This is a genomic window from Glaciimonas sp. PAMC28666, assembly GCF_016917355.1.
In the GTDB taxonomy this organism is placed as follows: domain Bacteria; phylum Pseudomonadota; class Gammaproteobacteria; order Burkholderiales; family Burkholderiaceae_D; genus Glaciimonas.
Genome location: NZ_CP070304.1, coordinates 4571071 through 4597211 on the forward strand (window position 1 = coordinate 4571071; position 26141 = coordinate 4597211).

The following is a 26141-nucleotide window of genomic DNA, read 5'->3' on the forward strand; positions in this document are numbered from 1 at the left end:
AATCTATAGACGATCTTCTTCAAAGTCAAGCTAGCGCTCGTTATGTGGCCCCTCATAATTTATATATCGCTCAAACAGATGAAATGATCTCCGTGTCCGAGGCCCCTATATCCGAATCAGCTAAAAATTACTTTGCAACTCTTAAAGCGGTAGCGTTATTAAAGCATGTTTCAGATTTCGAGGATATGTCAACTGGATCCTTAAAACTTGTCTTTTTGCAACGTGAAAAATTTGAGATTCCAATCTATTTCGATGCGTTAAATTTAAACTGTTTAACTGAAGTTGATGGATGGCTTTCAATGCTTTCCGATGATGCTCATAAAGAACAAAGGAAAGTAATTTTTCGCACTGTGGTTCTGGACGCACTGAAACAGATTGATATTAGACTACGATTTATTAAATTCTTGGAATTATTTAGTGAGTTATATCAACGTTTTCAAGACAATTATCAACTTTACGTATCAGAGTTTTCATTCGAAAAAATACTCGGGGATGTCACTGAAAAAAAATTAGATTACATTTTAAAATTTAACAAAGCATTTTCTGATATTCAAAATCAGCTTTTAGCAATTCCCGTTGCTGTTGTTCTTGTTGGTGGGCAGTTGGAACATCACGATCACCTTATGGTTAAAAACGTAGTTATTTTCTTGGGAATTTTTGTATTTTCTTTACTAATGTCGATGCTTATTCGGAATCAAGTTGATGTTCTCAATTCTATTGCCCACGAGATTTCTCTCCAGCGCGAGGAGTTGGCACAAAATCATTCGGCCATAGCGGCTAAATTCGCAGAAACTTATAAAGAATTAAAAATAAGAGAGGACCGACAACGAACGTTAATAAGAATTGTAGATGGATTGGTCGCGTTGGCATTAGGGGGAACCACATGGCTCTTTCTCTGGTATTCTGGGACGCTCAGTCTCCTAGGAATCGTCTGATCCTATATTTCTTACATACTTATGTTTGGTTAAGGTTTGATCGGTTCAACTTTGCGCATGAGTTGTCCAGGATGAGGGATGGATTTCTAACTCAAGTTCTTGAAAATATCTTGTCCGCGAGGCTTTAGCATTTCTTGAGCAATTTTTTCGCCAAATATTTTCGGCAAAACTTCGCTGGCTGGACGTGCTTGCGCGAAATCCTCCTCTGTCCATTCATGACCATCCAGATCAGCAAGAATATCAGCATTAATAGCTGCATCCTCCTCTAGGGTAGGAAGAATTATCTCGCGGCCAGAACGTGTCCTAAGTGTGTTTGACAATTCGTTTTACCTCCCTAAATTTTTATGTCGCTCTAACCTCGGCCAGCAGGTCAGGGTGACGATCAAGTACTCTGAGCAATTTCACCAGCGCCAAAGGCGGCTTGGTTTTGCCGTTTTCATAGCGAGAGAACGCATTGACACCACCGCCGAAAATTTCTGCAGCTTCGCGTTGATCCAAGTGAAGTTTTTTGCGAACATCCGCGATAAAGCCAGGGTCAACAATAGAGGCATTGATTTGCTTGTTAAATGCCAGCATCAGTTGCATGGTGCGCCGGGATTCATCCATACCTAAAACGGACTCATCGCAGGCAGGGCAAAAATCACCGGTCACCAAGGGCAGAATAGTGGTTTCTCCCTTGTAAGTGTATGGCAGATCGCGGGTATCATGAAACAAACCCGCTGCTGCGCAAGATGGACATTTCATATTCATAGCTCCTTGAAGGACACGATGAGTACGTCATCAATGACCGTTAATTTTAAATAAACTTCGCCCGCGCGCGTGGTCGGTCGGTATACATCTTGCCAAATGCGATGGTCAGCGTGTGTAGTCATACTTTTATAAAAATCAGCAGTTGTCAGTTTAAATATAACGGCAATCATGTCGTCAAAATCAAACCCCAATCCAGTAGCACCTTCCCGAGCCATTTTTGTTGTGCGTACCTGTCCTGCTTCGATCATGCGTTTTATGACTGATAACTTGCAGTGAGCGGTCCTTTTTTCCATTTCTAAATATTAACCTGTATGGTTGTATTTGGCAAGTTGGTTAATGCTTGAGGGATGATACAAAAGCTGTAGAAAGCCGTGAAAAACCGTTCCGCAACTAAATCAGGCCCCACGCCAGCATTAGCTCTTCAGCCTGTTGAAATAGGGTGGTTGCGGAACGAAAAGTGAGGTAACTCTTTGATTTTATTGAATTAGACAGTAGACTTGAAAACTAGCGACGGTTTATCCCGTTCGTGAGTTCGAATCTCACCGCTTCCGCCAGTTTTAAACATAAAGCCCTGATTATTCAGGGCTTTTTTGTTTTGCGGGTTTGATTTCTTAATTGTGTATTTGGTACTTTTAAGACAATCGTTGCGGGAGGAGTGAATTTCCCCATCGTTGTACGTGGCTGCTTTCGAGATTTGAAAGGAGTCAATCATGGCCGAATTTGTTTTTCTACATGATGGGTTCTGACATCATTGACGAAAGGTATAAAACAGATTAACGCCGCAAAACAAATTCACTGAAAGCCTTGTCTCTCGTTGTTGACCCAAAGGGGACAACGATGCGCTGCGGGATTGGCTGACCGCGCATCGAGTGGTGTGAATAAGGTTAGAAATATTTAAGTTGATAGGAAGTAGTCATTTGAAATGATCGCACTCCGCGCGCTTCAGACAACAATGCGCCCCAAAGCGGCCGGCAGGCCGAGACCCGCATTTTAGGTGAGATTCAATCCACCATCCGAGAGCAGAATTTCACCGGTAATATAGTCTGAGGCGACCAGCAACGCGACGACCTGAGCAATATCTTCAGGACTAGCGGCACGGCGCATTGGTGCTCGTTCCTTCCAAAGCTGCTGCGCCTGCGTCCAGCTCGACGTAAGAGGCGTATCTACCAGGCCGGGGGCGACAGCATTCACCCGGATATCCGGCGCGAGCGAAACAGCGAGCAATCGGGTTACATGGTTTAACGCGGCCTTCGTTGCTGCGTAAGGAATGGAAGCCCCCTTTGGTCGTACGCCCGCGTGTGAACTTACGTTCACGATGCAGCCAGGACGTCCGCGTGCAGCAGCATCACGGAGCGCAGATTCCGCTTCGGCCGCTAGACGAAAAGGTGCGACAACATTGATCTCATATAGCTCATGCCAGATGGCTGGTGTGGCGGCAGCAAGATCAGCGTGTGGAATTATGCGGCTGATTCCGGCGTTGTTGACTAAAACGTCAAGTCGGCCCCATACAGCAACAGCTTCGCGGACGAGTCTCACCCTGTCCGCGTCGTCGGCCAGATCAGCTTGAACGTAAACTGCCGAGCCGAGTTCAATGGCTAACGCATGTCCCGCTTCAGCCGAACTGCGCGAATGTAAGACGATTGAGAATCCTTCCTTGGAGAGTCTGCGGGCGATTGCAGCGCCGATACCGGAGGTCGAGCCAGTGATAAGAGCAACAGGAGGCGGAGTTTTCATAGGGGGTTAGTAACAAAGTAATGGTTTGCCGCAATTGAGCGGAGGTTCTCATGAGGGGTTTTGACCAAATGACCGCTTCCGGTTGAGCGCGCTCAACCGAGTATTTAGCGAAACCATGCAAAAAATTGTTTTGGTCAATCATAAAGTCGATAATTGTGGCCATGAACGATACCCTAAAACCCAACCCAATTCCCTGATCGGCTCTGAGTCGATCCTAGTAGCTTTTCTACAATGCTGCCTTATTTGAACATGATGTTGGTATTAAACTCAACGATAAAGAGTACTTCGATGTCGAGGATATTGCATCAGCGAGGGATGGATTAAGTCCCGGCCGGAAGCGCCAGATCGGAAGGACAATCCTCTAATGACTAAAGTAAAAGGCACACTCGGACCTTTCTATCCGTAGGTGCTGTTCTTGGTTGGGGTTACCGGGGATTTTTTTATAATAACGATATCTGCCTAATTGCCGCCATGCTGGCCGTACGATTAATGCCGGACACCGGCCCCTTTGTCCGTTTGAAGCCTCACGCTATTTGAAATGAAAAGGCGCTGAAGCGCGCAAGTGGGGCGATCGTTTCAAGGTTAAATTCTGCCGCATTTTTTTACCCCCAATTCACAGTCATCCTGAATGCTTCAACAGAAATTGCGTTATGGGCAAGGGATTCACAAAAGAGTTGACAGGCGAATAGTCGATATGTATTCTGTATACATATACTTAACGCGCTGTTTTTAAAGGGCCCCATGCAAAAACTTGAGACACCCACCCAGCTGATGGAGACGGTCTACAACGCCATCCTTGATGCCATTTGCGACGTTAGGTTAGTACCAAACGAGCGTATCACTCAAGAGGGATTAGCAGAGGCGTTGGGGGTTTCGCGTCAGCCTATTCTGCAGGCGTTCCACGCGCTCAAGCGCGAAGGCTTCATTACTGATGCGGGGCGCAAGGGAGTGATGGTCACGCCACTTGACCCGCAGCAGTTGATCGATCTTTACCAGATTCGGGCGGCGCTGGACGGCTTGGCTGCGCGCGAGGCTGCTGAGCGCATGAAGGCACAACATAATCCGGAGCAGCAGCGCACCGGAGAGGCCTTGATCACTGCCGGACGGCAGGCGATAGCGAGTGGTCTGCCTGCCAATCTGATAATCGCCGACATTAATTTTCATCAATTTATCTACCAGGCTTCGGGGAACCGCATGATCGCCGCAACCGCCTTAATTCACTGGAATCATATTCGGCGTGCGATGGGGGCCATTTTGCTCAGCGATATCCGTCCCTCAGATCGGGTATGGGATGAGCACCAAGCGATTCTGGATGCCGTAATCATGGGAAATTCAACGCAGGCCGAGTCGCTCGCAAGGCGCCATGCAGAAAGCGCTGCGGAGCATTTGGCCAGTGTATTAATGAGCGACGAGTACGCAACAAAACGCAAGCAAGCCTAACAGCATCTAAATAATACGGGACACAGTAATGAAACTTTCTCCTCGGCAATTGCATGATTTCGACGAACTCGGCTATATATTTCTGCCTGATTGTTTTCCCCAAGAAGCGGTGGAATTGTTGCAGCGCGAGGCAGTTACTATCTTCAACGAACATCGGGAAGAAATCTGGCGCGAAAAAAGCGGCGCACCGCGTACAGCTTTCGCCTGTCATACATACAACGAAGCGTGCGCACTGGTGGCATCGGATTCTCGCCTGGTTGAGCCGCTACAGCAGTTGTTTGGCGAGCAAGTTTACATCCACCAATTTAAGATCAATGCGAAAGCCGCATTCACCGGTGATGTGTGGCAGTGGCATCAGGACTTTCCCACTTGGCATGCCGACGATGGCATGCCTGAAGCGCGCGCGATGAACATTGCGATATTCCTTGATGAAGTGATGCCGATAAATGGTCCGTTAATGCTGGTGCCACGCAGTCATAAATCGGGTGCGCTCAAATCGGACCATGATAAGGGTACAACTTCCTATCCATTATGGACTTTGGACAACGAGACGGTCACTAAGCTAGTGGAAGAAAACGGTATCGTGGCCCCAACCGGCAAGCCAGGAGGTGTGTTGATGTTCCATGCCAATATGGTGCACGGATCGGCCGGTAATATCACGCCTTACCCACGAAAAATCGTTTATCTGACGCTTTCGGCAGTGTCCAACGCCATCCAGAATCCAACGCGCCCCAACTTTATTGCACATCGCGAGTTCACACCGGTCGTATCGGCAAATGTTGATGCATTGGTAGATTATGCACGCGCCCAAAACGCTTTGGCATAACTGCTGAAGGACATCAACTGATGTCCGGCGGTTCAATGCCGAATTCATTTAATAACCCTAGAAAAAATAGAGACAAAAGAATATGAACCCACAGATGACAGACAAAGTAGTTCTCGTCACCGGCGCAGGCTCGGTAGGCGAGGGCTGGGGCAACGGCAAGGCCGCCGCCGTCTTGTACGCACGCGAAGGTGCAAAAATCCTGGCGGTCGACCGCAATCCTGAGGCCGCAGAGGAAACCCGCCGCATCATTGAAAGCGAGGGGGGCGTTTGCTTCACCGTCGCAGCCGACGTGGCTAAAACTACTGATGTGGCCCAAATGGTGCAGGCATGCATGGATCATTTCGGTCGTATCGACGTTCTGCACAACAATGTCGGTATCGCCGAAATCGGCGGCCCGGTTGAGGCTAGTGAAGAAAGCTGGAACCGCGTCATTGCTGTCAATCAGACCAGTGTGTTTTTAACTTGTAAACACGTGCTGCCGCATATGGAAAAACAAAGAAGCGGTGCGATCGTCAACATCGCCTCAGTTGCCGCTATCCGCTGGATCGGTTTTCCGTACGCAGCGTATTCGGCTAGCAAGGCCGCGATCATCGCCCTGACGAAGAACGTCGCTATGCAATATGCACCTTACGGCATTCGGGCAAATTGCATATTGCCCGGTCTGATGGATACACCGATGATTCGCGAACCCTTGAAGGCGGCCTATGGCGGCGATATCGAGGCTATGCGCGAGCAGCGTCATCAGCAATCTCCGATGGCGCGCATGGGCGACGCCTGGGATGTTGCGCATGCGGCCCTGTTCCTGGCCTCCGACAATGCGCGCTATATCACCGGGGTTGATCTGGTGGTTGACGGCGGACTAACGCTCAAGTGCGTGTGACAGAGTCCACATGCTGGCATGCCGACTAACATCGGTGCGCCGTCGCCCAAATAGCGAACTCGGTTACTCGGAAGTGGATCTATTCGAGGGCCGCAGTTTCGAAGTATGCCGCGCCGGCCAACACTTACATTGATGTACGGCCTCTGGCTTCGATATTATCCGGGCGCACAGTCTCCAATCGTTTCAGGTGCGCTTCGAGAAGCCTTGCTTCGGCGATGACATAAGGCGCCAACTCTTGTTGGCGTGCTTTCTGCAAGTGGGCCTCTACCGCTGCGATGCTGAATGCACCGACGACGTCGCCCTTAGGTGAGTACACAGCTGCACCCAGACCCCAGGAGCCTGAGGCAATCAGCCCCTCGTTGATCGAGTAACCACGCTCCCGTGTTATGTCCACTAATTCACGTAGCATTGCAGCCGAACATTGCGGATGCTTGATTGCCAGCACGTCGGCATTTACCGCCAGACAGCGCTCGATTTCCACGTCGTTAAGCGCAGCCAGTATGGCCAGGCTACCAGCGCCGACGCCCAAAGGATGCCGGGTGCCAGGTTGAAGCACGTGGGTTTTTAGCGGGTAATCGCCATCTTCACGCAAAACGCAGGCGGCAAATACATCACTACGAATTGAAAAGAAGGCCGAGTCGCCGGAAAGTTGCGCCAGCCGTGCAACGCCATCGGAAGCGATCCTGCCATAGCCAAAACGTTCATTTGCGACACCGCCGAGAGCGTAGCATTCGTGTCCAACAAAATAGCGAAGGGAATCTGGCTCCTGTTCGACCATGCCCTCCGCAATCAGCGCCAGCAGGAGTCGATGCGCGGTCGGCTTATTCAGCTTGGTCTCGCGCACCAGTTGGGCAAGGGTAATTCCAATTACACGCGTACGTGCTACAGCGCGGAGTACATGCAACGCCCGGGTCACCGCTTGTGCGCCTTGAACGGGAATAATCATTGGCCTGCCTTTAGGTCCATTATATGGAACGAAATTTTAATATGAATTTGAAATGCATGCTTGTATAGATATTATTGTTGCCGTAGCATCCAGCTTAGCGAGAAATAAGAACGGACTAATAGTCCACATTATGGATTAAATTGCAGAAATGGCGCGACAGAAGCCCCGGAAGGCCCGCGAAATGATGCGCCAATCACGGAATTCATGGCTTGATCCGATACCTTCACATGACGAAGCCCATAGGCTGGATATAGAATTCGATTGATTGTTTATCGTCTGTTTGTCGGACTCTTTTTCGGCCGGTTCTTGGCCTATCTCGTTCAATCCGTTAAAGGATGCTGGCCCATTTTGTTTTTTTCGGCAAGACCTAGCGACGCTGATTGAAAGACCCGAGTGCAACTAACAACTAATAATAAAGGTTCGAAAGCAAAGCTATTAAAAATGGCGAGGACAAGAACATGTCGATAAAAGTAGCAGAAATCCAAAGACGGAATAACTTTATCCATTATCCCGGCCTCGAAGAACTAGGCGATGACGCGCAGATGCGCGACACGATAGAAAAAGGTAAGCGCCTGATCGATTGCGCGATCCCGATTTTGATTCTGGGAGAGACGGGCACTGGCAAAGAATACTTGTCACGTGCTTTACATGCTTACAGCGCACGTCGCCAAGCCTCCTGCGTGACGGTGAATTGTGCTTCGATTCCGGATAGTCTTGCCGAAAGTGAGTTGTTTGGCTATTGCGGTGGTGCATTCTCTGGTGCACTGCCCGGCGGTATGAAAGGCAAAGTTCAGCAAGCTGATGGGGGCACCTTATTTCTTGATGAAATAGGTGACATGCCGATAGCGCTGCAAACTCGACTACTGCGCGTATTGTCGGAGCGTGAAGTTATGCCACTTGGAGCTGCGCAGCCGGTCCACGTCGATCTGCACCTGATTTCGGCAACCCATCAGAACTTGCACGAATTAGTCGCAGCGGGACGTTTTCGGGAGGATCTCTACTACCGCATTGCTGGCGGTGTATTACGTTTGCCAGCATTGCGAAACCGCACGGACCGGCGCGAACTTATTCTACAGATGGTGCGTGGCGAATTGCCATTGAATCGTTCGCCCGAGCAGTCCATTTCTCCCCCGGCACTCGAGCGGCTTCTTAGCTACTCCTGGCCAGGCAATCTGCGGCAAATGCACGCCGTGATTCGCTTCGCATGCGCGGTCATGAATGGCAGCCAGATACAGATAAAGGATCTTCCGGAAGAGTTGATTCCGCTCGTCCCGAGCGTTCAACCAGAGCGTATTCGCGGATCGGTCCCTGGCGGGTACGGACACAATTTGGGTCAAACAGACGCTAGCATTGCGCTGACCGTCCCTCCGACCGGCCATCCCCATCACGATGAGCGCTCGCGGGTGCTTGACGCGTTGAACGTTTGTCGCTGGAACATCTCCGCTGCCTCTCGACAATTAGGAATGTGTCGCGCATCGTTGTATCGAAAATTGCGGCAACTTGAAATACCCCATATGCGTGACCAGGCGAAGTTCGCTCCCGGTCAAGCAGTCATATTCCCCCTGGAATGCCTTGCCTCGAATCAACCCGAATACATGCGTTAAATTCGGACCTCTTAATAATTTTTTGGAAAAATACATGAAAGTTTTTTACGACAAAGACGCTGACCTTTCACTCATCAAAGGCAAAAACGTTACGATCATCGGCTACGGTTCACAAGGCCATGCGCACGCGCAAAACCTGAATGATTCAGGCGTTAAAGTGACGGTCGGTCTGCGCAAAGGTGGCGCATCGTGGGATAAGGCGGTGAACGCTGGTCTGAAAGTTGCTGAAGTCAACGAAGCCGTCAAAGCTGCAGACGTCATCATGATTCTTTTGCCAGATGAAAACATCGCGCAAGTGTACGCAGAAAACGTGGCGCCGCACGCCAAGCAAGGCGCCACATTGGCCTTTGCACACGGTTTTAACGTGCATTACGGTCAAGTAACGCCACGTGCCGATCTGGACGTGATCATGATCGCGCCTAAAGCACCCGGCCACACTGTGCGCCAGACCTACACCCAGGGTGGCGGTGTTCCGCACCTGATCGCGATCCATCAAGACAAATCCGGCACGGCGCGTGACATCGCGCTGTCGTATGCAACCGCCAATGGCGGCGGTCGCGCTGGTATCATCGAAACCAACTTCCGCGAAGAAACTGAAACAGATTTGTTCGGTGAACAAGCTGTTCTGTGCGGTGGTGCAGTTGAGTTGATCAAAGCGGGATTTGAGACATTGGTTGAAGCGGGTTATGCGCCAGAAATGGCCTATTTCGAATGTCTGCACGAATTGAAACTGATCGTTGATCTGATCTATGAAGGCGGCATCGCCAACATGAACTACTCGATTTCGAACAACGCAGAATACGGCGAATATGTATCGGGTCCGCGCATCGTCAACGAAGAAACAAAAAATGCCATGCGTGCGATTCTGAAAGACATTCAAACCGGCGAATACGCGAAAAGCTTCATCCTGGAAAACAAGGCTGGCGCGCCAACATTGATCTCTCGCCGTCGTCTGAACGCAGAGCACCAGATTGAAGTTGTGGGTGAAAAACTGCGCGGCATGATGCCATGGATCAAAAAGAACGCAATGGTTGACCAAACCAAGAACTAATAAGTATTTTGGTCCCTTGTAAGGTCAGGCATCACTGCAGGAATCGCTTGCAAGCGATCCCCGCGTGAAACCGAAAAGCTGTGCACACGCACAGCTTTTTTTTCGGTTTCACGTGCACGTGGATCAAAAAGAACGCCATGGTTGACCAAACTAAGAACTAAGAATTTATTTAGTAATGGAAAAGTAAGGCATCATTGCAGGAATCGCTTGCAAGCGATCCCCGCGTGAAACCGAAAAGCTGTGCACATGCACAGCTTTTTTTTCGGTTTCACGTGCACATGGATCAAAAAGAACGCCATGGCCGGAACTACTCAAAGAACTGGAATATTGACAATTAGGACTCCCAAACAATTACCGAAATTGTTTCCATGGCACCAGTAACCGTTCCAGCCGACGCATGAACAAATCGAACAGATAAGCGATGAGGCCGATCACCACTATGCCCATGACGACGATGTCGGTACGCAGGAAGTTTGATGCGTTGAGAACCAACTGGGCGATTCCGGCCGTCGCCGCCACCATTTCTGCGGCCACCAGCGTCGTCCAGCCGAAACCGATTGCAATCCGCAACCCGACGAGTATTTCGGGCAATGCCGCCGGCAGCATCACATGCCAGATCAATTGCCAACGGTTAGCACCGATTGACAGCGCTGCATGGATTTGTTCAGTCGGCACGGTGGTTACACCGGCACGCGTGGCTAGGGCAATTGGTGCAAAACAGGCGAGATAAATCAATAGGATCTTCGCTGTTTCATCAATGCCGAACCAGATCACGATGAGCGGCAAGTACGCCAGAGGAGGGAGGGGCCTATAGAATTCCAACACTGGATCGAAGACACCTCGTGCAACGCGGCTCACACCCATCGCCAAACCGACCGGAACGGCGGTTGCCGCAGCCAGCAAAAATGCGCCGAAGACGCGCAACAAACTCCACTCTACATGTTGCAGCAAGGGCAAACCGCCCTGAACGTTTCCACGCCATGCTTGTAACGCTGCTTTCCATACCGCTACAGGAGAGGGCAGGAACAATGGGGCAATCCAGTTTTTCGCGGTAACAAAACCCCACGCCAATAGCAAAACAGCGATGGTCGTTAGTGTAATACCCAAGGTCTTACCGCTGCCGGGGCGAGGATAGACGATGGCAGGTGGTAACGTCGCGCCGTTTGGAATCGAGGCCGTGCCGGACACGCGGGCCTCTGAAGATGCCAATGCTAGAAAAGGTTTCATGTGGAAGCGTGTCGGTGTACCAACGATAAGAGCCGTTCCCGCCACGCTATGAATTGCGGCGAAGATTTGATGGCGCGCGCGTCACCAGATTTCAGGTAGTTTTGCGAAAAGGGTAGTTCAAATATCTGTTCGATACGACCAGGTCGCGGCGACATCACGATCACGCGCGAGCCGAGGAACAGCGCTTCTTCCACGCTGTGAGTGATAAAAAAGATCGTCTTGCCGGTGCGCTGCCAGACGCGCAGTAGCAGTTCCTGGATCGACTCGCGGGTGAAGGCGTCAAGCGCACCCATCGGTTCATCCATCAGCAATACGCGCGACGCGTTGGCGAGCGCACGCGCAATCCCGACGCGCTGCTGCATACCGCCCGAAAGCTGATGGATCGGAGCATGCGCCACATCTTCCAACCCAACCAGACGCAGCGTCTCCAGTGCGATCTCCTTGCGCTTTGCCAGACCGACATGTCGGAAACGCAAACCAAGCGCGACATTGTCGAGCACGCTTAACCATGGCATCAATGCATGTTTCTGGAACACGACACCCAGTTCAGATCCAGGACCGTCGATAACACGCCCGTCAAGCAAGACCTCTCCTTGCGAAGGTTTGATGAATCCGGCAAGGCAATTCAAGAGAGTCGTTTTGCCACATCCGGAAGGTCCAAGCGCCACGACAAATTCGCCTGGCGTAATCGATAAATTGACATCTGCAAGCGCCAGAGAATCATGTGCACTAGCCTGACGCTTGGCTGCGAAATGAACCGACAGGCCACGAACATCCAATCTTGCGCCAGCGCCAGGATCTATGAAGGGGGATGTGCTGATACTTTTTAATATGCTGCTTTGCGTACCCATGTCGCGTTTACTCCCACGGAATAATCCGGCAATACCGCTTGGATCGACCCCTGATTCTTCAGAAATTCCGCAGTTGCGCTCAAGGATTTAGCTGCGCCTCCGCCTAGCCATTGTGCAGAACCTTGCTGTTCGAGAGTAGGGAATTCATACAAGGCAAGGCTTGCAGGTACATCGGCAGCTTCGGCACCGGATATCTTTGCGATAGCTTTGACCTGAGCAGAGTCCGCTACCCACGCCACTTTGTTACGACGATAGTCATCGTCTGTTTGCGCTAATATTTTTACCAGCGCAGTCAGGAACGCATCATTCTGACGTGCGAAGGATTTATTAACGACGACACCGTCAAAGGTTGCCTTGCCAGTCTGACGCGCGATCTCGCCGGATGTCGTCAAAACGTGGCCGCTTTTCTTTACCTTGGCCAACACAGGGTCCCAGATAAAAGTCGCATCGATATCGCCGCGCTCCCATGCTGCAGCAATTTCAGGCGGACGCATGTTCAGAATTTTGACGCTACGCGGATCAATTTTTGCCTGTTCCAGTGCCAGAAGAGTGTGGAAATGCGAGGTCGAGACAAAAGGCACCGCGATACGTTTCCCCTTGAGGTCTGCGAGGGTTTTAACACCGCTCCCGTCACGCACCACCAGCGCTTCTGCATTGTTGATATTATCTAAAATCCAGAACAACTCAATGTCCAGTCCTTGCGAAAGTCCTGAAGCAATCGGCGCCGAACCAGCCTCGCCGATCTGTACCGAACCGGAAGCCAGCGCACGGATGACATCTGCGCCGCTGGCGAGTTTCCGAAAAGAGATTTTATAACCAGTCTTATTCTCAAGGGCTTGCGCGTCCTGAGCATAGCGCCATGGCACCACCATGTCCTGATACGCAATGACGACTTCCTTGTTTTGCGCAAGAGCATTGCCGACACTACCGAAAGAAAGGACGAGCGCGAGTGCCTTCAAAAATGTTGTCATGTTCACCGGACGAAAAATTAACGAACATGTAGTGTAGATTTTTCGTTTCGGTGCTACTACGAATATTTCTGAATAAGCATAGCTGTTTCCCCCTAATACCTGGCTTTCAGGATCCTGTGCGCCAGCATTCATTTCCGGCTAGCCTAAGCTCACCGTCAACGCATCAATGGCATTACGTAAAAGGTTAGTTCGGATGCCGACTTCTCAAATGGGGCGATGACAAAGTAGCGGTAATTCGCCCGGATTGCAATACGCCGCGCTGCAACGCCCGAAACCCGCTAATACCGATCTCAAGGGTCGTGCGCATTTCGGCCAACGCATACGTCTTGACTTGCGCTTCAACCGAAGTGTACTCCACAGAAGATCGCTCTCAACGTATGCCACAGCCTTTTTTATGAACTTACTCTTTCGCTTCAGACGAGTGACTTCGGCGCGCAGTCAAGACGACTTCATGGCTCCGGGCATGACCTTACAGCCAGCACCTTTTTAAGCCTACCCGTCGGAAAAGCTTTGATCCGGTTACGCGATGTCTGGTCAATCAAGTCTAGCTCTTTGACGACCTAAGCAACTCTTAAGTAAAACACCTAACTAAGTTGAGCGACTTCCAAAATGTGGATCTTACGTCAGTAGAATGCATCTGCAACATTGTTACGGCTGGCAATCACTGCGGCTAATCTTTAACGATTATTGAGAAAAGATGACGCCTGTCCGCATTAACCCAGCAAACTACTCTGCCATTAATCTACTGAAAAATGTGTTCACGCGTAACCTTCTGTCGCACTTCAGCGTCATATTTTTGGGGTTGTTGCTGTACGACCTGGGTGGAGTGGACATGCATTCGCTGTTGAAGAAAAGTGCGCTAGTGTTCCTACTGTGTATCGGGCCGCTTAATTTGCTATTTTGTTTTCCGCTGACACGTCGTGCTGCTTACTATTGCAGTAGTGGCGTGGCGATGATTTTTTTTCTAGATGCGGCCGTCAACTATTTTTTACAATTGCATTACGGAGTATCGCCAAACACGACGATTGTCTGGCAATCGCTGTTTAATACAAACGTGAACGAGACAGTAGAGTTTTTGATAAATAATCTGCGCGATATCACTGAGGCATTGTTAATTTTTTTAGTGATTACCATTGGCTCACTATTTGTTTTAGGTGTCTTATCCCGAAGCATTTTAAATGATTCAACATTTTTTTCACGACGTCCGGAAAAAATGGTTGCCATCTTCGCGACGCTTATCATTATTGCGTTGCATTTTAATCCAACTTTGCGGGATGCCAATCCGGTAGCTTACTGGCCTATCCGTTATCTCGAATATCGAAGCGACATTGCATACTTTAAACAAATGCAAACCTTAATGAAAACGAATGTCACCAATAGTAATCCCTTGACGTTGCAAGGTAAGGCAGGTTCACAGCGGACAGTCGTATTAGTTATTGGTGAATCATCGAATCGGGACAACTGGTCTTTGTATGGCTACGGGAGGAAGACCACACCGGAACTTGATGCGATGCGAAACGAGATTATCGTGTTTCGCGATGTGATTTCCGCTGCTGCATTCACGCAGGATGCATTAAAAATGTTACTCACCCCGGCCACTCTTGCGTACCCAGAGCGTTGGCAGACAGATCCCAATGTGGTGATGTTGGCAAAGTCGGCTGGGTATAAAGTGTTTTGGTTATCGAACCAGACGCACACGAACAGAGGGGATACATTTGTCAGTGTCATCACAGAAAATACAGATGTGAAGACTTTTACCAATTCCGGGTACCGGGGAGCATCGCCACAGGATGACGTTCTATTGCCGTATGTTAAAGCGGCATTAAATGACCGTGCCCCGCTCAAATTTATCGTCGTGCATCTATGGGGGCAGCATCAAATGTACTCAAGCCGTTACCCAGCGAATGCTGCGGTGTTTGGTTCAAACGACGATGCGGTTACACAAAGCATGCGTAGCAGCGGTCGCTCTCGATCCATCATTAAGAAACGCAATGAATATGATAATGCAATCCATTATGGCGACAAGGTATTGGCCAACTTAATAGGATTGACCGCAGAACTAAGTAAAAATGTCCCGACTGCGTTGATGTATGTTTCAGATCATGGTCAAGAGGTTGGTCATAACCGTGATTTTGCTGGCCACTCAATCAAAGAAGAATCCGGTTATACAGTGCCAGCGTTATTGTGGGTTAACCCCCATAGCCCTTTGGAAGTAAATAAAGCCGAACTTGAAACACGTCCTTACCAAACCGATAAGATGGATACGACCTTGCTACGATTATTAAAAATATCGAGTGAGAGTGGAAAAGATCAGCCGCAATACGACTTATTAGGAAAGGATTTTGCACCATTTCCACGTGAAATTAATGGTCATTCGTACTAACTGTTGAAATCCGGCGGTCCGGCTTCATGATGGAGAGCGAGCACCGATGTGCGCGCGGGCAAGTTTTCGGTGGATGCGATGGAGGCCCCATTACCTACACAATATAAAACTGAGATAAAAGAATTGCGGGATGTGATTAAGAAATTTTATTCTCAAAAGCATGGACTGGTATATCAACCGAGATCTTATGAAAGAAATTCAATGCACTAATACACGATCGCCATTTTGTACCCTATGGCCCCAGAAAATCAAAAGGCCAATCCGAAGATTGGCCTAACCCTTTGATTCTATTGGTCGGGACGGAGTGATTCGAACACTCGACCCCTTGGACCCCATACATCGGGCTGTATTCGTCAAAGTGGCTCCTAGATTGGCTCCAGACCTAATTTGTATAATATACAGTAAAAATAGTTCGTCCCATCAAGCCCCACAAAAATTCTCGAAAACGCCCGAAATTATACTGTTACCAAGGCAATTGGCTTTGCAGATGCGAGGTTCCTGGCACCGACTCCTTGATGTAAATTTCGCTTGTTTTGCTCGACGTATGAGCAAGCCGCATTTGAATATCGGCCATTTTTTCCCCTGCCTTTGCCGCATCGGTCGCACCCAAAGCGCGTAAGTCCTTGAAAACAATATTGTCGGTAATATTCGTGCGTTCTAATGCGCGGTCCCACATCGATGACAATCCCTGTCCCGTATAAGGTAGTTTTTTTCTAGTCGGGAATAGATACGGGTTCACTAACTCCTTCTCCTTTTTAATAGCCTGCGCCCGATTTATCACCTCGCGAATCTGCGGCGTAATAAAAATATCCACCTTCTTACCGCTTGATTTTAATGTTTTGCTCGGCTCGAAACGGATGTAATCACCATCAATCTGCGATTCTTTTAATGTGCGTATGTCGATAGCACGTTGCCAACAAAGATATGACATGTCTACCAGGCAGCAAAAGACCCGACCGCTGGAGGTAGGGCGTCCATCTGCGCCCACCAGGCTAGCTGCCCGTATTTCTGTAATTTGTGCATGGGTGGGAAGTATCGTCCGCCGTTTGGCTGCGTAATCAGATAAATCTAACTGAGCGATTGGATTATCCTCGCGCAATCCAAGTTCTGAAATGGCAAACTTGAAGAGCTTGTACATCAATCCTGCATATTTACGAGCAGTATTGTGCTTGTCTCTAAATGAGGCCCGAATAAAATCCGCACATGATTTGGTCGTCACCTGAACCACATCAAAGTCCTCAAAAACGTGAGCGATGACAGACAAATATTGCCTATATTGGCTCTGCACTTCCTTAGAATATCGCGCCAATTTACTTGCCCGAAACTCCGAAACCAGATACGGCATGCCATTTTGTAGGACCGATTTATCGTCAAGCAGCACCGATAACGCCGCAAACATCACGGATTCTCCCTCAGCCTTGTAGGCCAGATGAATCCATTGCTTCAAAATGCCATCACGTGGATCTCGTATGGGAACCGGAGAGAGAAATCGATACGCCCCGTTTTTTAAATAAACGCGGCGCGGTAAACCCTTATTGGTCGTTCGTTTGCGACTCATTTTCTTGTTAGCTTCAGTTTAGGGACGCTAACAGAAGCCTGGAGGGCAACACTGCGGGTGCAATGCATACGCATCACAAGCACCGAATTGTCCGGGCGCTGTCGTGCAGGGACGCCAAGCTCCCGCAACACAGCAAGCTGTTTCGACGGATTAATATATCCCGTTATCGCATGAATTTCCGCTAGCGACAGCGTGATAGGAACGATGCCAATTTCCAACCTCTCTGCGGCCTTTTGCATCGCCACCAACACGGCCTCCTCAATACGCTCCATAACAATCCCTCATTTCAGTCAAGTAACGCGAAAGATACTGCTCAGCCGTTATGTAAATTAGCATCCTGCTACCTCCACCCAATCCTATGCGCCTTCAGCACCGCATTAATCCACGCTTCATCCAACCGCTCAAATGCATCCAAAGGATGATGAAATTGCGACGGCAGCAGATCCAAGCGATCATTCAGCAAAGCCGCCGCCACACCCTCGCCAGTACTCATCATCTCAATGTTATCGGGGTCAATGGCCAGTTCCTGCGCCAGCAATACAACTCGGTTTACTAATTGCGACATCATGCTCTCCTGCGTTTAAACGGTCGGTTTGTCATTCTGAAACACCCAGCACTTAATTGCCGTGCTAGCGATACCTTGCTCTCGTCCACGGATCTGGCTGTTCACCACACGCACATCCATAAACTTTCTACGGCGACTAGTCCGCAAAACCTTCTTAAGATCCCCAATCACCGGAATTTGCTGGCGACGCTCCGCCGCAATCTGTACAAAATGATTCAGATTCACCGCGATCAGCTGTGGATCGCGAGAATGATTAAGGCCATGCAATACGTTACTATCCAAATAATCAAACGCCTCCCAAAAGTCCTGCACCAGCGAATGATCGTCATTGATAACCAATTGGCGCTCACCCGCCATCACGATGATTTGCTCACGCATTGCTAATAACTGTTCTGTGCTCAATTTAATCACCAGCGCGAGGGCGTCCGTCAGCGCCAACATCTGCGCATGCGTCTCCACCAAACGCGGCATCTTGATCTCCGGCCGTAACCGCAATTCTTTCAAATACACCGCCGTTCGCTCAGCTACCGTCTCCATAATCTTCTTCTCCCGCTTCGTCGCCGCCAGGATAAAGCCCGACACATTCGCACCTGGCATAAACTTCAAAGCATCCGCAGCCTCGCCAGACTGCGGCGTCTGCGTCGTCAGATCAAAATACAGATGCACAATCCGCGACAAAATCGCCTCCGACGCATTCACCGGATTGTTCTGCGAAATCACAATCGCACCACGGAAGGGCGGCTCATACGTCTCGTTGCCGCCCGTATTCATCCCCCGCGCCCGCGTCGACCGACCGTTATAGGCCGTCTTCAACTCATCCCAATCAAACGACTTCACATGACTCTTCTCGCCATCCATACGCTCGCGGTCAGACTCAATGAGCACCACGGGCAAGCCCGACACCTGCGAAAAGTTACGCGCTCGTGCCGCCAGGCTCGACTTGCTCGGATCAAAACCCTCATAACCATTACGCCCAAACAATTTCCACAAAAACTCAATCAACGTCGACTTACCAGCACCCGCTTTACCCACCACCTCCAGGAACGGATAAGAACTCTGCGCCGCCCGAATCTGCTCGGCAAACAACGCCCCAAACCAAAACGTTAAAGCCACCATCCCCTTCGGCCCAAATGCCTCCCACAACAAATTCACCCACTCAGTCGAATAGCCCTCAGGATCGCGATTAATGGCCAGCGTCACGGACCGGTTCAACGACTTCACCGCCACACGGCCCAAATCATAAAAATCCTCACCATTCACCGCATGCAACGTCCCATCCTTCACCGCCACATCGTCCAGCACATAACACCCAAACTCCTTGCTATAGCCAATAAAATCGATCGTCTCAACCCGCTTGATATGGAACAAATCGCGCTCCATGATCCGATCCAGCATTCCACTCGTTCCGCTAAACATCGCACCAGGTGCAATCCCCAACAACCGCTTCTTAAACTCCGCCGAACTAGCAATCTGCGCACTCGTAAACGTATTCTTGATCGGCGGACCATCATGCGGAAAATCCACCCGAAAGTAATACCAGGCCTCATCCGTGATCTCATTCTTCTGATAATAAAGCGCCGTAAAACGACAATTCGCAATCGGTCGAATAGTGTGCGAAGCAAACAGCGCCTTCTCGCGCTTGCCCGCCTCCGATAAGGCGCGGCCATCATCGTCCCGATCCAAATGCTCCATTTCCTTATTAAAATCCACCATATGCAACTCAAACCAAAACATCCGGTTACGAAAAGCAAAATCAAACTCGAGCTTGCACTCCTTGCCATAAATCAACAGCGCCTTCTCAGCCGCACTCGCAGCAAGCAACAACGCGCCCTCATAGCGATACTGCGCAAGATCCGACTCCGCCAACTTATCGCGCTGATGCAGATCGTTCCAATCCAATTTAGCCTTACTGCTCTGCGGCACCTGCGCCGCTGCACACTCCCAACCAGTCTCCCGCGCCCGCGCCACATGCTTCATCGTAAAGCTACGGCCAGCCGTATCGCCATCCAGTGCCCACACCAGACAACAGCCCTGATCACCTCGCGCATCCCGCAAATCTTGCAACGATTGCTCCGGATAATTGTTGCAACTCATGATCGACACCGCCGCAATACCGTGATGCTCAAGCGCGATAGCATCAAAAATGCCCTCCACAATCCAGATCTCCTTCACCGTTTGCAAACTGTGTCCAGGATGCGACCAAAATCGCCCCTGATAATGCGAGCCATAACTAAACCGCGCCTTCTTCTTACCAAACCGCTGCGGCTTATCAATCAGCCGCTCCCAATAGCCGTCCGCCAGCGCAAATCGCACCGTCGCGCTACCGATACTCAGATCTTTATCGAAATAGCTCTCCTGCCGATACAAGCCCTGCACACGCCCCAACACAAAGCCGCGTCCATGCTGCATATACGCATCCGCCGCCGCATTCGGTGAGATCGCCTCCGGCGTCTGGTAGCGTTTGGTCCAGTCATCAAATAAGTCGGGATACAACTCCTTAACATGACCCTCCCAACCACAATTATTCAAGCGACCGCAACGCACCACCCAAGGATGATCGCCATGCGCGTACAACTCCTTTTTCTGGCACTCCGGACAAGTACCACCCCGCAAAAATCCCTGTTGCTCTGGCTTAAAATGAAACTCAGCAAAGCGGGAAAGAATGTCAGCCTGTAAAGAAGGATTCATAGTCGTCAATCAAAAGTCACTGAAGGGTACTGAAAGCACTGTAAGCATTGATCGCCATCACCCACAGTTGGTCCTCATCCGTCACGCGATGGCCTCCAACGAACCCTGTCGCATCGCCGGGGCCAGAGTGTCCAGCTCAGAAAGTGGCATCGCCAGCAATCGAGACACATGGCGCAAATTGGCATACAGCTCCACGGCCACTCCCTGCGTCCGCGTACTCGCCAATTCGTTAATCAATGTCCCGCGATAGCGCAACGCAGACAACTGCTGCGGCACCGTCATACAAACGCTTTGGCGCGGCGGCTGACGACCCTCCAATACATCCAACACCCATTGTCGGAAAGCCTTCGCCTTCTCAGTCCGCGCCAACATCCCGATCAGATAACAGCCACGAGGACTGAATATCCGAACCTGCTGGCGACCACCGGCAGTGTCAAGCTCCACAATTTGCGTCATTTCTTCCGTGAACTCATCGCAGTTACGTTCAAATAGGTTGTGGATGTCCTGCCGTGGATTTTTATAATCCAAGGCGTATGCAACCTGCATACTCCTTAACCATGGAATATTGCGTATATCAACCACATCAAACTCAGTATTTTCAAAAACTAGAATGGCATTTTCAGTCTGTTGCATCATGTTTCTCCTCCGGTAAAAATTATTCAAACTCGTCAGCAGGGCGCCATAGTGATCGTCAACCCTGCACCCAACCAAGACCAACAACCAGCGCCGGCGCCAACATCACAAAGCTACAAAGCAGCCCTAATCCCAGGTGTGTCAACATCCGCTTGCAAACTGCCAAGCGCCGCCGCTGCCGCCATGTCAGGCGTTGAATAACGGAAGCAGGGCAGGGACGTAATAACGCAGGATCGATATAGGACCGCATAGAATTTCCTTATTTCAGAACGTGCAAAACCATCACGCCTGATACCAGGCATGACAAATATCAACAGGAAAGAGGGTGCTTAAGCCGGACTTAAGGCAACGCCAGACCGCAATGGCCGCTCATAAGCGGCGCTGGTCAGTGCTCAAGCAATAAATTCAAACTCAACTGGTTAATTACAGACCAGTTAATGTGCTGCGACAGTGGCACCTTCAATTCAGGCTTTGGAATCGATGACACCGACAGCGTTCGCGCAATCTCCAGCCTTGCTACAAACGCATAGCCGCAATCCGGGTTCTGGCACATATAGGTAATTTCCTTCATCAAAGACGACAACACCCGGCTCTTGACAGCACGTGGCGCTTGCTCACAATGGGGGCAACTCAAACCAATATTTCTCATCGACGATCTCCTGGTGCAGCAATCAGCTTCAAACCGCATTACAAAACAACTTACAATGGCGACATAATGAGTTTATGGTGACATCACCCGAGCGCATTCGCCTTGACCTTGACGTGCGCACTCGCAATGCATACCTACTTCGCCCAAGGTCGACATCGCATCCAGATATTTACCAGTTACCAGCACAAAGCCAACAGCGGCTACGAGTGAATCCAATTTGTCGATCACAACACCTTGACCACCGTTGAGAAATCGACTCACCTGGGAATCATCCCAACCAACGTGCTTTTGCACACTCTGTCGACCGGGACCGGTCAGGGCGCGGCGCAAAGCTTGTTCTATTCGCATAGGTCGCTTCATCATTACCTCACATTAAGAATTGTGTGCCGAGGGGCAGATAAATCTGTATTCTGTAGCCGTTGCATGGTGATGTCCTTTTCTTAGGGATTGCTAGCAAGTTCGCGCTGGTATTGCTCCAAACCGCGCAACACCATGCGACGGAGAAATGAAGCACGGGACAGATATTCCTTAGAGGCAAATTGCTCGATGGATGCTTGTTCCTCTGCGGTTAGGCGTATGCCCAAAGGTTGCGTAAGGCAGTTTTTTGGAGAACGCTGCGCTGTAGATAATGTTTTCATAATGTTATGATTTGTGGTCGCTAGGGATGGTGACAATATAACGCAATAAATTGCGTATGTATATATTTATAGGTGATATCTTGCGCGTATTAATTGGGGCTCGCCTAAAGGAAGAGCGAGAACGTCTTGGCTACAACCAGATAGAATTTGCGGCGATCGGTGGCGCGTCTAATAGGTCACAGATCGATTGGGAGAAGGGTAAACAGGTCCCGAACGCGGAATTTCTTGCATTGATTGCTGATAAGGGGGCAGACGTCCAATATGTGTTGACTGGAAAGTCGTCAACAACGGCGTTAGCCGAGGATGAAAATGAATTATTAGTAAAATACCGTGGACTTAATGCTCGCGAGAAATCGCAACTACTGGGTATCCTTGAGATATTTAGCTCAACGCCAAAATAAAAGCCTGCGAAAATCATTACCCCAAAAGTCGGAAAAACGAATACCTAAATGTTGCGAAAAGCATTTTTAGCGAATATTGTGCTGCAAATAATGTTTATATAATGATATTATTTGATCGCTATGGATAATGTCACTGTGGCGCAAGCTCAGATAATTTATGCATTAGGACTCTATGGCGGACAAAGAACAACAAACTTTTATCGTTGACTGCCACATCTGTAAGGCCAAAGTCGCGGCGATCGAATCAGGCAGGGCCGTGCACCATACATCTGATGCGTGGCAAAATTATGGCAAGAAGGTATTTATCGGAAATTGCCCTCAGTGCGATTTCATTTTGGTTGGAGAGTCAGATCAACTTGACTTTAAAGATGTGGATTCCTACGACGACCGATGGAGCGAGGTTATTCGCGTCTATCCAAAACCTCCCAAAACGTTTTTGAGTTTGCGTATTCCCCCAGTTGTCACAGACTCGCTTAAAGAGGCTGATCGCACACTTCAGGCGGGGGCGAATATCGCCACTTGCATGATGCTTGGCCGAGCCATCGAAGCTCTATGTCGTGATGTGCTAAATGCCGAACCTAAAGAGGGGGGCACTGAAAATGTACCAGCTAAGACCAAAAAATATATCATGCTGGGACAAGGAATTAAAGAACTCCATAAGGCCAATTTAATCGATGACCGCTTGTATAAATGGAGCGAGCAATTACACGCATTCCGTAATATGGCCGCCCACCCAGAAGACATCACCATCTCCCGTAATGATGCGGAGGACCTTCAAAAGTTTGTGTATGCGATGGTCGAGTATGTCTATGACCTTACCGATCTTTATGATGATTTTATGAGTCGGGTAAAGGCTCGTACTAAAGGATAACGGTGTAATTCACTTGTCTAGGGTCAAGTATAAATGTATGGTAATCGCGCCGATTCCAGCTAAAAAAACCGCACTCGAACGAAGAAAAAAAGGAAAACAAATGTTTGGTTTTGGTATGCCTAAAGAACACAAAATTTTATTACAACAAATAGAAAATGCGCTTACTGCGCTGGGAGCTGGCGGGGACGCGCGGGATCATGCCAAATTGCTGTTCGATAGGGCGGGCGACCAAGCTAATGCAACGTTCGGAAAGAATGCTAACTCTAACAATTTGGGTGACTTATTTTTGGCATCGGATGAGAATTTCGGAAGGGTAAGAGTGTCGGCTGGTCTTAGTATTCAAGACATACGTGCGCATTGGAATCGATCACCATTACTTCTATGTGTCGAACAACAAATTCGTGAGGCTAGGTTGGGCAAAAAATGATGAAAAAAAGCACGTCATTAAACGCACTATTCCGAGATTTACTTAAATCTTTACCAAAGCCAGTCGAACCGCTCAAAAAAAGATGAAATAGTGGTTGCCAAATATTATCAAGACGATCTTCCGTGACTTTAGTACAAATATATTAATATCTGTACATCATTGATAGTGTGTTGTGCCACCAAAATAAAGGAATGATTTGTGTATCTTAAATCCATAGAAATTGAAAACTACAAGTGTTTCTGGAGGTCACAGAAAGCGGTCTTGGAACATGGATTTAATTTATTTATTGGAGTAAATAATTCTGGCAAGACCACTATGCTGGAGGGTCTTGAATTAACTTCGAATGTTAACCAACCTCACCGTTCCCATAAAAATTTATTGACTTTTGGAGCGCAATCGGACGGCGATTCTAGATTTACTACGACACTGTCAACCGACGTTAACGAATTGCGGCGGGTGTGTGGAAACGATTTTTACATCCCGATGCCAGTACCTCAGGGCGAATCCTTTCATTCATCGATTGAAGGAAGTCAGGATCTTTTTTTAAGGCTCTTAGCGGATCAAAGGGTAACTATCGGTCTTGAATCAGTTGGGCAGATACAGAGCTGTTCTTATGAAACTGTCGTGGGTAAATCTCCAAATTCGACAAGAAATACTAACGGAGGCCATCCTGTTTTTGCATTACGGCTTTTGTACAAGGATTGGTCCTCTTCGATGCCTGAACCAAACCTTCAGAATTTTTCCGGGCTCAGCCTTCAAATAGGAACTGTTCGCGAAGCATTTTTACCATATATCTACAGATTTTCTGCTCAAAGAAGACCATCTGGAGAGTCCCAAAATCAAGGCGTGGCGATACTTGACCGGGACGCAACGAATCTGCCATTTTGCATTAATCATTTGCAGACGAATGATGCTGATGGTCACCGAATTCTATGTAAGTTGGTAAACCGTATATTTCCTAGTGTAAAGTGGGTTCAAGCCCCGCCCGTCCCGAACACGAACTTTTTTAGACTGCAATGCCTTCCCGTCGCTCCGGAGGGACGTCGGAGTGACCTAGCGATTCAAATGAGCTCAATGGGATCAGGTATTGGTAATGTTATCGCGATGCTGTATGTCGTTCTCACGTCTCGGTATCCTCAAGTGATAGCAATCGATGAGCCAAATTCTTTTTTACATCCTCGAGCTTTACGTGAATTGCTTCAAATTTTCGCTACTGAAGGGGCGCAGCATCAATATATTCTCACGGGACATTCTGCCGACGTGTTAACCGCTGTAAATCCGAATCTAATTACGTTGTTTGAATTTGATGGTGCTTGCACCACTATTAAACAAGTTAATAGCAAAGATATCGCGTTACTTCGGTCCGGTTTGTCGGACTTGGGAATTAGAATGACCGATCTTCATGGGCGAGATCGCGTGCTATGGGTAGAGGGCCAAACGGAAGAAATTGTACTGCCAGATTTATTGCGTCATTTCTGTCCAGAACTCGCTGCTGGGATTGCGGTTTTACGAGTTGAGCATACAGGGGCATTTGAGAAGAGAGGTATAGATCCAAAAGAGGTGGCAAATATTTATAAGCGTTTAACTGAATCTTCGGCGCTCGTGCCGCCGATGGTGGCAATTTTATTGGATAGCGAATTGCGTAGTTCGGCTGCTTGCGCAAAGCTCGAAGCAGACTCTAATGGCGCCTTAAGGTTTTTGAAACTTACGATGTTAGAAAACTATTTGCTCGTGCCCGATGCAATAACTGCGGTACTAAACGATCTAAAAGAGTTAGTCAGTTTGGAGCAAGTTACCGCAGCACTGGAAATTGCAAAAAAAAATTCGGAGGGCGGTGCGAATATTTTAAAGCAGGTTTTTTCATCTCTCTCAGATGCGCGTCATGAATTTAAAAAAACTCGCGACGCACCACGAATCGTTTCTTGGATACTTTTGAATAGCCCGCACGAGCTTCTTGAATTAGGAAATTTTCTTCGAGAAATAGTTGGGCTTAACATTAAAAGTAGCAACGAAAAATAGGCACCTTTAGCTTGCTGGTCGACCATATCAACACAGTCGACTTAACTATTTCACTATTTTTAAGCCTTTTTCAACTTACGTAGATCCGGCGCCG

At 49.0% G+C, this 26141-nt stretch carries 29 protein-coding genes and 1 pseudogene; 12 read left to right on the forward strand and 18 right to left on the reverse strand.

The features are described 5' to 3' along the window. The first annotated feature begins 44 nt into the window (after window positions 1-44). Window positions 45-935 carry a hypothetical protein gene (locus JQN73_RS19565; protein WP_205320606.1) on the forward strand — a complete coding sequence of 297 codons (891 nt, stop codon included), beginning with the start codon at window positions 45-47 and terminating at the stop codon, window positions 933-935. A gap of 86 nt (window positions 936-1021) precedes the next feature. Here the strand turns inward: JQN73_RS19565 and JQN73_RS19570 are convergent, their stop codons facing one another. The 4 genes from JQN73_RS19570 to JQN73_RS19585 all read right to left on the reverse strand — a co-directional run bounded on the left by JQN73_RS19570 (window position 1022) and on the right by JQN73_RS19585 (window position 3419). After that, window positions 1022-1255 (reverse strand): hypothetical protein, encoded by a 234-nt coding sequence (locus tag JQN73_RS19570; RefSeq protein WP_205320607.1) that lies wholly within the window; start codon window positions 1253-1255, stop codon window positions 1022-1024. Window positions 1256-1277: 22 nt separating this feature from the next. Continuing rightward, window positions 1278-1679, reverse strand: a complete 402-nt coding sequence (locus JQN73_RS19575) for a type II toxin-antitoxin system MqsA family antitoxin (protein ID WP_205320608.1) — start codon at window positions 1677-1679, stop codon at window positions 1278-1280. Between the two features lie 2 nt (window positions 1680-1681). Next, window positions 1682-1978, reverse strand: coding sequence for a type II toxin-antitoxin system MqsR family toxin (locus JQN73_RS19580; protein WP_205320609.1), 297 nt, complete (start codon window positions 1976-1978; stop codon window positions 1682-1684). Between the two features lie 697 nt (window positions 1979-2675). Next, window positions 2676-3419: an SDR family NAD(P)-dependent oxidoreductase gene (locus JQN73_RS19585; RefSeq protein ID WP_205320610.1), complete on the reverse strand. Its 744-nt coding sequence runs from the start codon at window positions 3417-3419 to the stop codon at window positions 2676-2678. A gap of 227 nt (window positions 3420-3646) precedes the next feature. Between JQN73_RS19585 and JQN73_RS19590 the strand changes: the two are divergent. The 4 genes and pseudogenes from JQN73_RS19590 to JQN73_RS19605 form a co-directional block, all read left to right on the forward strand. Continuing rightward, a pseudogene (locus tag JQN73_RS19590) lies at window positions 3647-3825 on the forward strand (DUF3297 family protein); the annotation flags it as partial. Window positions 3826-4160: 335 nt separating this feature from the next. Further along, window positions 4161-4859, forward strand: coding sequence for a GntR family transcriptional regulator (locus JQN73_RS19595; protein ID WP_205320611.1), 699 nt, complete (start codon window positions 4161-4163; stop codon window positions 4857-4859). A gap of 28 nt (window positions 4860-4887) precedes the next feature. After that, entirely contained in the window at window positions 4888-5685 is a 798-nt protein-coding gene (locus JQN73_RS19600) for a phytanoyl-CoA dioxygenase family protein (protein ID WP_205320612.1), read from the forward strand. 82 nt (window positions 5686-5767) lie between these two features. Continuing rightward, window positions 5768-6565: an SDR family NAD(P)-dependent oxidoreductase gene (locus tag JQN73_RS19605; protein ID WP_205320613.1), complete on the forward strand. Its 798-nt coding sequence runs from the start codon at window positions 5768-5770 to the stop codon at window positions 6563-6565. A gap of 124 nt (window positions 6566-6689) precedes the next feature. On the opposite strand, the gene JQN73_RS19610 is transcribed toward JQN73_RS19605, so the two are convergent. Further along, window positions 6690-7511 (reverse strand): IclR family transcriptional regulator, encoded by an 822-nt coding sequence (locus JQN73_RS19610; protein ID WP_205320614.1) that lies wholly within the window; start codon window positions 7509-7511, stop codon window positions 6690-6692. A gap of 458 nt (window positions 7512-7969) precedes the next feature. Between JQN73_RS19610 and JQN73_RS19615 the strand changes: the two genes are divergently transcribed. Then, a complete protein-coding gene (locus JQN73_RS19615; RefSeq protein WP_205320615.1) occupies window positions 7970-9115 on the forward strand; it encodes a sigma-54-dependent Fis family transcriptional regulator in 1146 nt (381 codons plus the stop codon). Window positions 9116-9149: 34 nt separating this feature from the next. Then, window positions 9150-10166, forward strand: a complete 1017-nt coding sequence (ilvC, locus tag JQN73_RS19620; protein WP_205319760.1) for a ketol-acid reductoisomerase — start codon at window positions 9150-9152, stop codon at window positions 10164-10166. 351 nt (window positions 10167-10517) lie between these two features. Here the strand turns inward: ilvC and JQN73_RS19625 are convergent, their stop codons facing one another. From JQN73_RS19625 to JQN73_RS19640, 4 genes are all read right to left on the reverse strand, one after another. Continuing rightward, entirely contained in the window at window positions 10518-11393 is an 876-nt protein-coding gene (locus JQN73_RS19625; RefSeq protein ID WP_205320616.1) for an ABC transporter permease subunit, read from the reverse strand. After that, complete coding sequence (locus JQN73_RS19630) at window positions 11390-12244, reverse strand: taurine ABC transporter ATP-binding protein (protein WP_205320617.1); 855 nt, start codon at window positions 12242-12244, stop codon at window positions 11390-11392. The genes JQN73_RS19625 and JQN73_RS19630 overlap by 4 nt, the downstream gene beginning before the upstream one ends. Continuing rightward, a complete protein-coding gene (gene tauA / locus JQN73_RS19635) occupies window positions 12220-13215 on the reverse strand; it encodes a taurine ABC transporter substrate-binding protein (protein WP_205320618.1) in 996 nt (331 codons plus the stop codon). The genes JQN73_RS19630 and tauA overlap by 25 nt, the downstream gene beginning before the upstream one ends. 184 nt (window positions 13216-13399) lie before the next feature. Further along, the gene (locus tag JQN73_RS19640; protein ID WP_205320619.1) at window positions 13400-13573 is read right to left on the reverse strand and encodes a hypothetical protein; all 174 of its coding nucleotides are present in this window, start codon (window positions 13571-13573) and stop codon (window positions 13400-13402) included. A gap of 474 nt (window positions 13574-14047) precedes the next feature. On the opposite strand from JQN73_RS19640, the gene JQN73_RS19645 reads away from it, so the two are divergent. After that, on the forward strand, window positions 14048-15598 hold the full coding sequence (locus tag JQN73_RS19645) for a phosphoethanolamine transferase (protein ID WP_205320620.1): 1551 nt from the start codon (window positions 14048-14050) through the stop codon (window positions 15596-15598). A gap of 463 nt (window positions 15599-16061) precedes the next feature. On the opposite strand, the gene JQN73_RS19650 is transcribed toward JQN73_RS19645, so the two are convergent. The 9 genes from JQN73_RS19650 to JQN73_RS19690 form a co-directional block, all read right to left on the reverse strand. After that, window positions 16062-17045: a tyrosine-type recombinase/integrase gene (locus JQN73_RS19650; protein ID WP_205320621.1), complete on the reverse strand. Its 984-nt coding sequence runs from the start codon at window positions 17043-17045 to the stop codon at window positions 16062-16064. Window positions 17046-17152: 107 nt separating this feature from the next. Then, window positions 17153-17428, reverse strand: a complete 276-nt coding sequence (locus JQN73_RS19655; RefSeq protein ID WP_205320622.1) for a DUF4224 domain-containing protein — start codon at window positions 17426-17428, stop codon at window positions 17153-17155. Window positions 17429-17496: 68 nt separating this feature from the next. Further along, on the reverse strand, window positions 17497-17724 hold the full coding sequence (locus JQN73_RS19660) for a hypothetical protein (protein ID WP_205320623.1): 228 nt from the start codon (window positions 17722-17724) through the stop codon (window positions 17497-17499). A gap of 12 nt (window positions 17725-17736) precedes the next feature. Continuing rightward, window positions 17737-20409, reverse strand: coding sequence for a toprim domain-containing protein (locus JQN73_RS19665; RefSeq protein ID WP_205320624.1), 2673 nt, complete (start codon window positions 20407-20409; stop codon window positions 17737-17739). 81 nt (window positions 20410-20490) lie between these two features. After that, on the reverse strand, window positions 20491-21045 hold the full coding sequence (locus JQN73_RS19670; RefSeq protein WP_205320625.1) for a BRO family protein: 555 nt from the start codon (window positions 21043-21045) through the stop codon (window positions 20491-20493). Between the two features lie 55 nt (window positions 21046-21100). Then, window positions 21101-21292: a hypothetical protein gene (locus tag JQN73_RS19675; RefSeq protein WP_205320626.1), complete on the reverse strand. Its 192-nt coding sequence runs from the start codon at window positions 21290-21292 to the stop codon at window positions 21101-21103. A 135-nt stretch (window positions 21293-21427) separates the two neighbouring features. Next, window positions 21428-21691, reverse strand: coding sequence for an ogr/Delta-like zinc finger family protein (locus JQN73_RS19680; RefSeq protein WP_205320627.1), 264 nt, complete (start codon window positions 21689-21691; stop codon window positions 21428-21430). A gap of 72 nt (window positions 21692-21763) precedes the next feature. Further along, the gene (locus tag JQN73_RS19685; RefSeq protein WP_205323480.1) at window positions 21764-22051 is read right to left on the reverse strand and encodes a DNA-binding protein; all 288 of its coding nucleotides are present in this window, start codon (window positions 22049-22051) and stop codon (window positions 21764-21766) included. A gap of 80 nt (window positions 22052-22131) precedes the next feature. Next, window positions 22132-22329, reverse strand: coding sequence for a hypothetical protein (locus tag JQN73_RS19690; RefSeq protein ID WP_205320628.1), 198 nt, complete (start codon window positions 22327-22329; stop codon window positions 22132-22134). A gap of 80 nt (window positions 22330-22409) precedes the next feature. Here JQN73_RS19690 and JQN73_RS19695 point away from each other — a divergent pair, with 80 nt between their 5' ends. The 4 genes from JQN73_RS19695 to JQN73_RS19710 all read left to right on the forward strand — a co-directional run bounded on the left by JQN73_RS19695 (window position 22410) and on the right by JQN73_RS19710 (window position 26047). After that, complete coding sequence (locus JQN73_RS19695) at window positions 22410-22730, forward strand: helix-turn-helix domain-containing protein (RefSeq protein ID WP_205320629.1); 321 nt, start codon at window positions 22410-22412, stop codon at window positions 22728-22730. A gap of 172 nt (window positions 22731-22902) precedes the next feature. Continuing rightward, window positions 22903-23601: a DUF4145 domain-containing protein gene (locus tag JQN73_RS19700; RefSeq protein ID WP_205320630.1), complete on the forward strand. Its 699-nt coding sequence runs from the start codon at window positions 22903-22905 to the stop codon at window positions 23599-23601. 37 nt (window positions 23602-23638) lie between these two features. Continuing rightward, window positions 23639-24028 carry a hypothetical protein gene (locus JQN73_RS19705; RefSeq protein ID WP_205320631.1) on the forward strand — a complete coding sequence of 130 codons (390 nt, stop codon included), beginning with the start codon at window positions 23639-23641 and terminating at the stop codon, window positions 24026-24028. 198 nt (window positions 24029-24226) lie between these two features. Continuing rightward, window positions 24227-26047, forward strand: a complete 1821-nt coding sequence (locus tag JQN73_RS19710) for an AAA family ATPase (RefSeq protein WP_205320632.1) — start codon at window positions 24227-24229, stop codon at window positions 26045-26047. Window positions 26048-26141 lie beyond the last annotated feature (94 nt).

Bases quoted from the DNA above. Each gene is read 5' to 3' on its own strand.
- JQN73_RS19575 (WP_205320608.1), bottom strand. From the start codon at position 1,679: ATGAAATGTCCATCTTGCGCAGCAGCGGGTTTGTTTCATGATACCCGC.
- JQN73_RS19580 (WP_205320609.1), bottom strand. From the start codon at position 1,978: ATGGAAAAAAGGACCGCTCACTGCAAGTTATCAGTCATAAAACGCATG.
- JQN73_RS19585 (WP_205320610.1), bottom strand. From the start codon at position 3,419: ATGAAAACTCCGCCTCCTGTTGCTCTTATCACTGGCTCGACCTCCGGT.
- JQN73_RS19595 (WP_205320611.1), top strand. From the start codon at position 4,161: ATGCAAAAACTTGAGACACCCACCCAGCTGATGGAGACGGTCTACAAC.
- JQN73_RS19600 (WP_205320612.1), top strand. From the start codon at position 4,888: ATGAAACTTTCTCCTCGGCAATTGCATGATTTCGACGAACTCGGCTAT.
- JQN73_RS19605 (WP_205320613.1), top strand. From the start codon at position 5,768: ATGAACCCACAGATGACAGACAAAGTAGTTCTCGTCACCGGCGCAGGC.
- JQN73_RS19610 (WP_205320614.1), bottom strand. From the start codon at position 7,511: ATGATTATTCCCGTTCAAGGCGCACAAGCGGTGACCCGGGCGTTGCAT.
- JQN73_RS19615 (WP_205320615.1), top strand. From the start codon at position 7,970: ATGTCGATAAAAGTAGCAGAAATCCAAAGACGGAATAACTTTATCCAT.
- ilvC (WP_205319760.1), top strand. From the start codon at position 9,150: ATGAAAGTTTTTTACGACAAAGACGCTGACCTTTCACTCATCAAAGGC.
- JQN73_RS19625 (WP_205320616.1), bottom strand. From the start codon at position 11,393: ATGAAACCTTTTCTAGCATTGGCATCTTCAGAGGCCCGCGTGTCCGGC.
- JQN73_RS19630 (WP_205320617.1), bottom strand. From the start codon at position 12,244: ATGGGTACGCAAAGCAGCATATTAAAAAGTATCAGCACATCCCCCTTC.
- tauA (WP_205320618.1), bottom strand. From the start codon at position 13,215: ATGACAACATTTTTGAAGGCACTCGCGCTCGTCCTTTCTTTCGGTAGT.
- JQN73_RS19645 (WP_205320620.1), top strand. From the start codon at position 14,048: ATGCATTCGCTGTTGAAGAAAAGTGCGCTAGTGTTCCTACTGTGTATC.
- JQN73_RS19655 (WP_205320622.1), bottom strand. From the start codon at position 17,428: ATGGAGCGTATTGAGGAGGCCGTGTTGGTGGCGATGCAAAAGGCCGCA.
- JQN73_RS19660 (WP_205320623.1), bottom strand. From the start codon at position 17,724: ATGATGTCGCAATTAGTAAACCGAGTTGTATTGCTGGCGCAGGAACTG.
- JQN73_RS19665 (WP_205320624.1), bottom strand. From the start codon at position 20,409: ATGAATCCTTCTTTACAGGCTGACATTCTTTCCCGCTTTGCTGAGTTT.
- JQN73_RS19670 (WP_205320625.1), bottom strand. From the start codon at position 21,045: ATGATGCAACAGACTGAAAATGCCATTCTAGTTTTTGAAAATACTGAG.
- JQN73_RS19675 (WP_205320626.1), bottom strand. From the start codon at position 21,292: ATGCGGTCCTATATCGATCCTGCGTTATTACGTCCCTGCCCTGCTTCC.
- JQN73_RS19680 (WP_205320627.1), bottom strand. From the start codon at position 21,691: ATGAGAAATATTGGTTTGAGTTGCCCCCATTGTGAGCAAGCGCCACGT.
- JQN73_RS19685 (WP_205323480.1), bottom strand. From the start codon at position 22,051: ATGAAGCGACCTATGCGAATAGAACAAGCTTTGCGCCGCGCCCTGACC.
- JQN73_RS19690 (WP_205320628.1), bottom strand. From the start codon at position 22,329: ATGAAAACATTATCTACAGCGCAGCGTTCTCCAAAAAACTGCCTTACG.
- JQN73_RS19700 (WP_205320630.1), top strand. From the start codon at position 22,903: ATGGCGGACAAAGAACAACAAACTTTTATCGTTGACTGCCACATCTGT.
- JQN73_RS19705 (WP_205320631.1), top strand. From the start codon at position 23,639: ATGGTAATCGCGCCGATTCCAGCTAAAAAAACCGCACTCGAACGAAGA.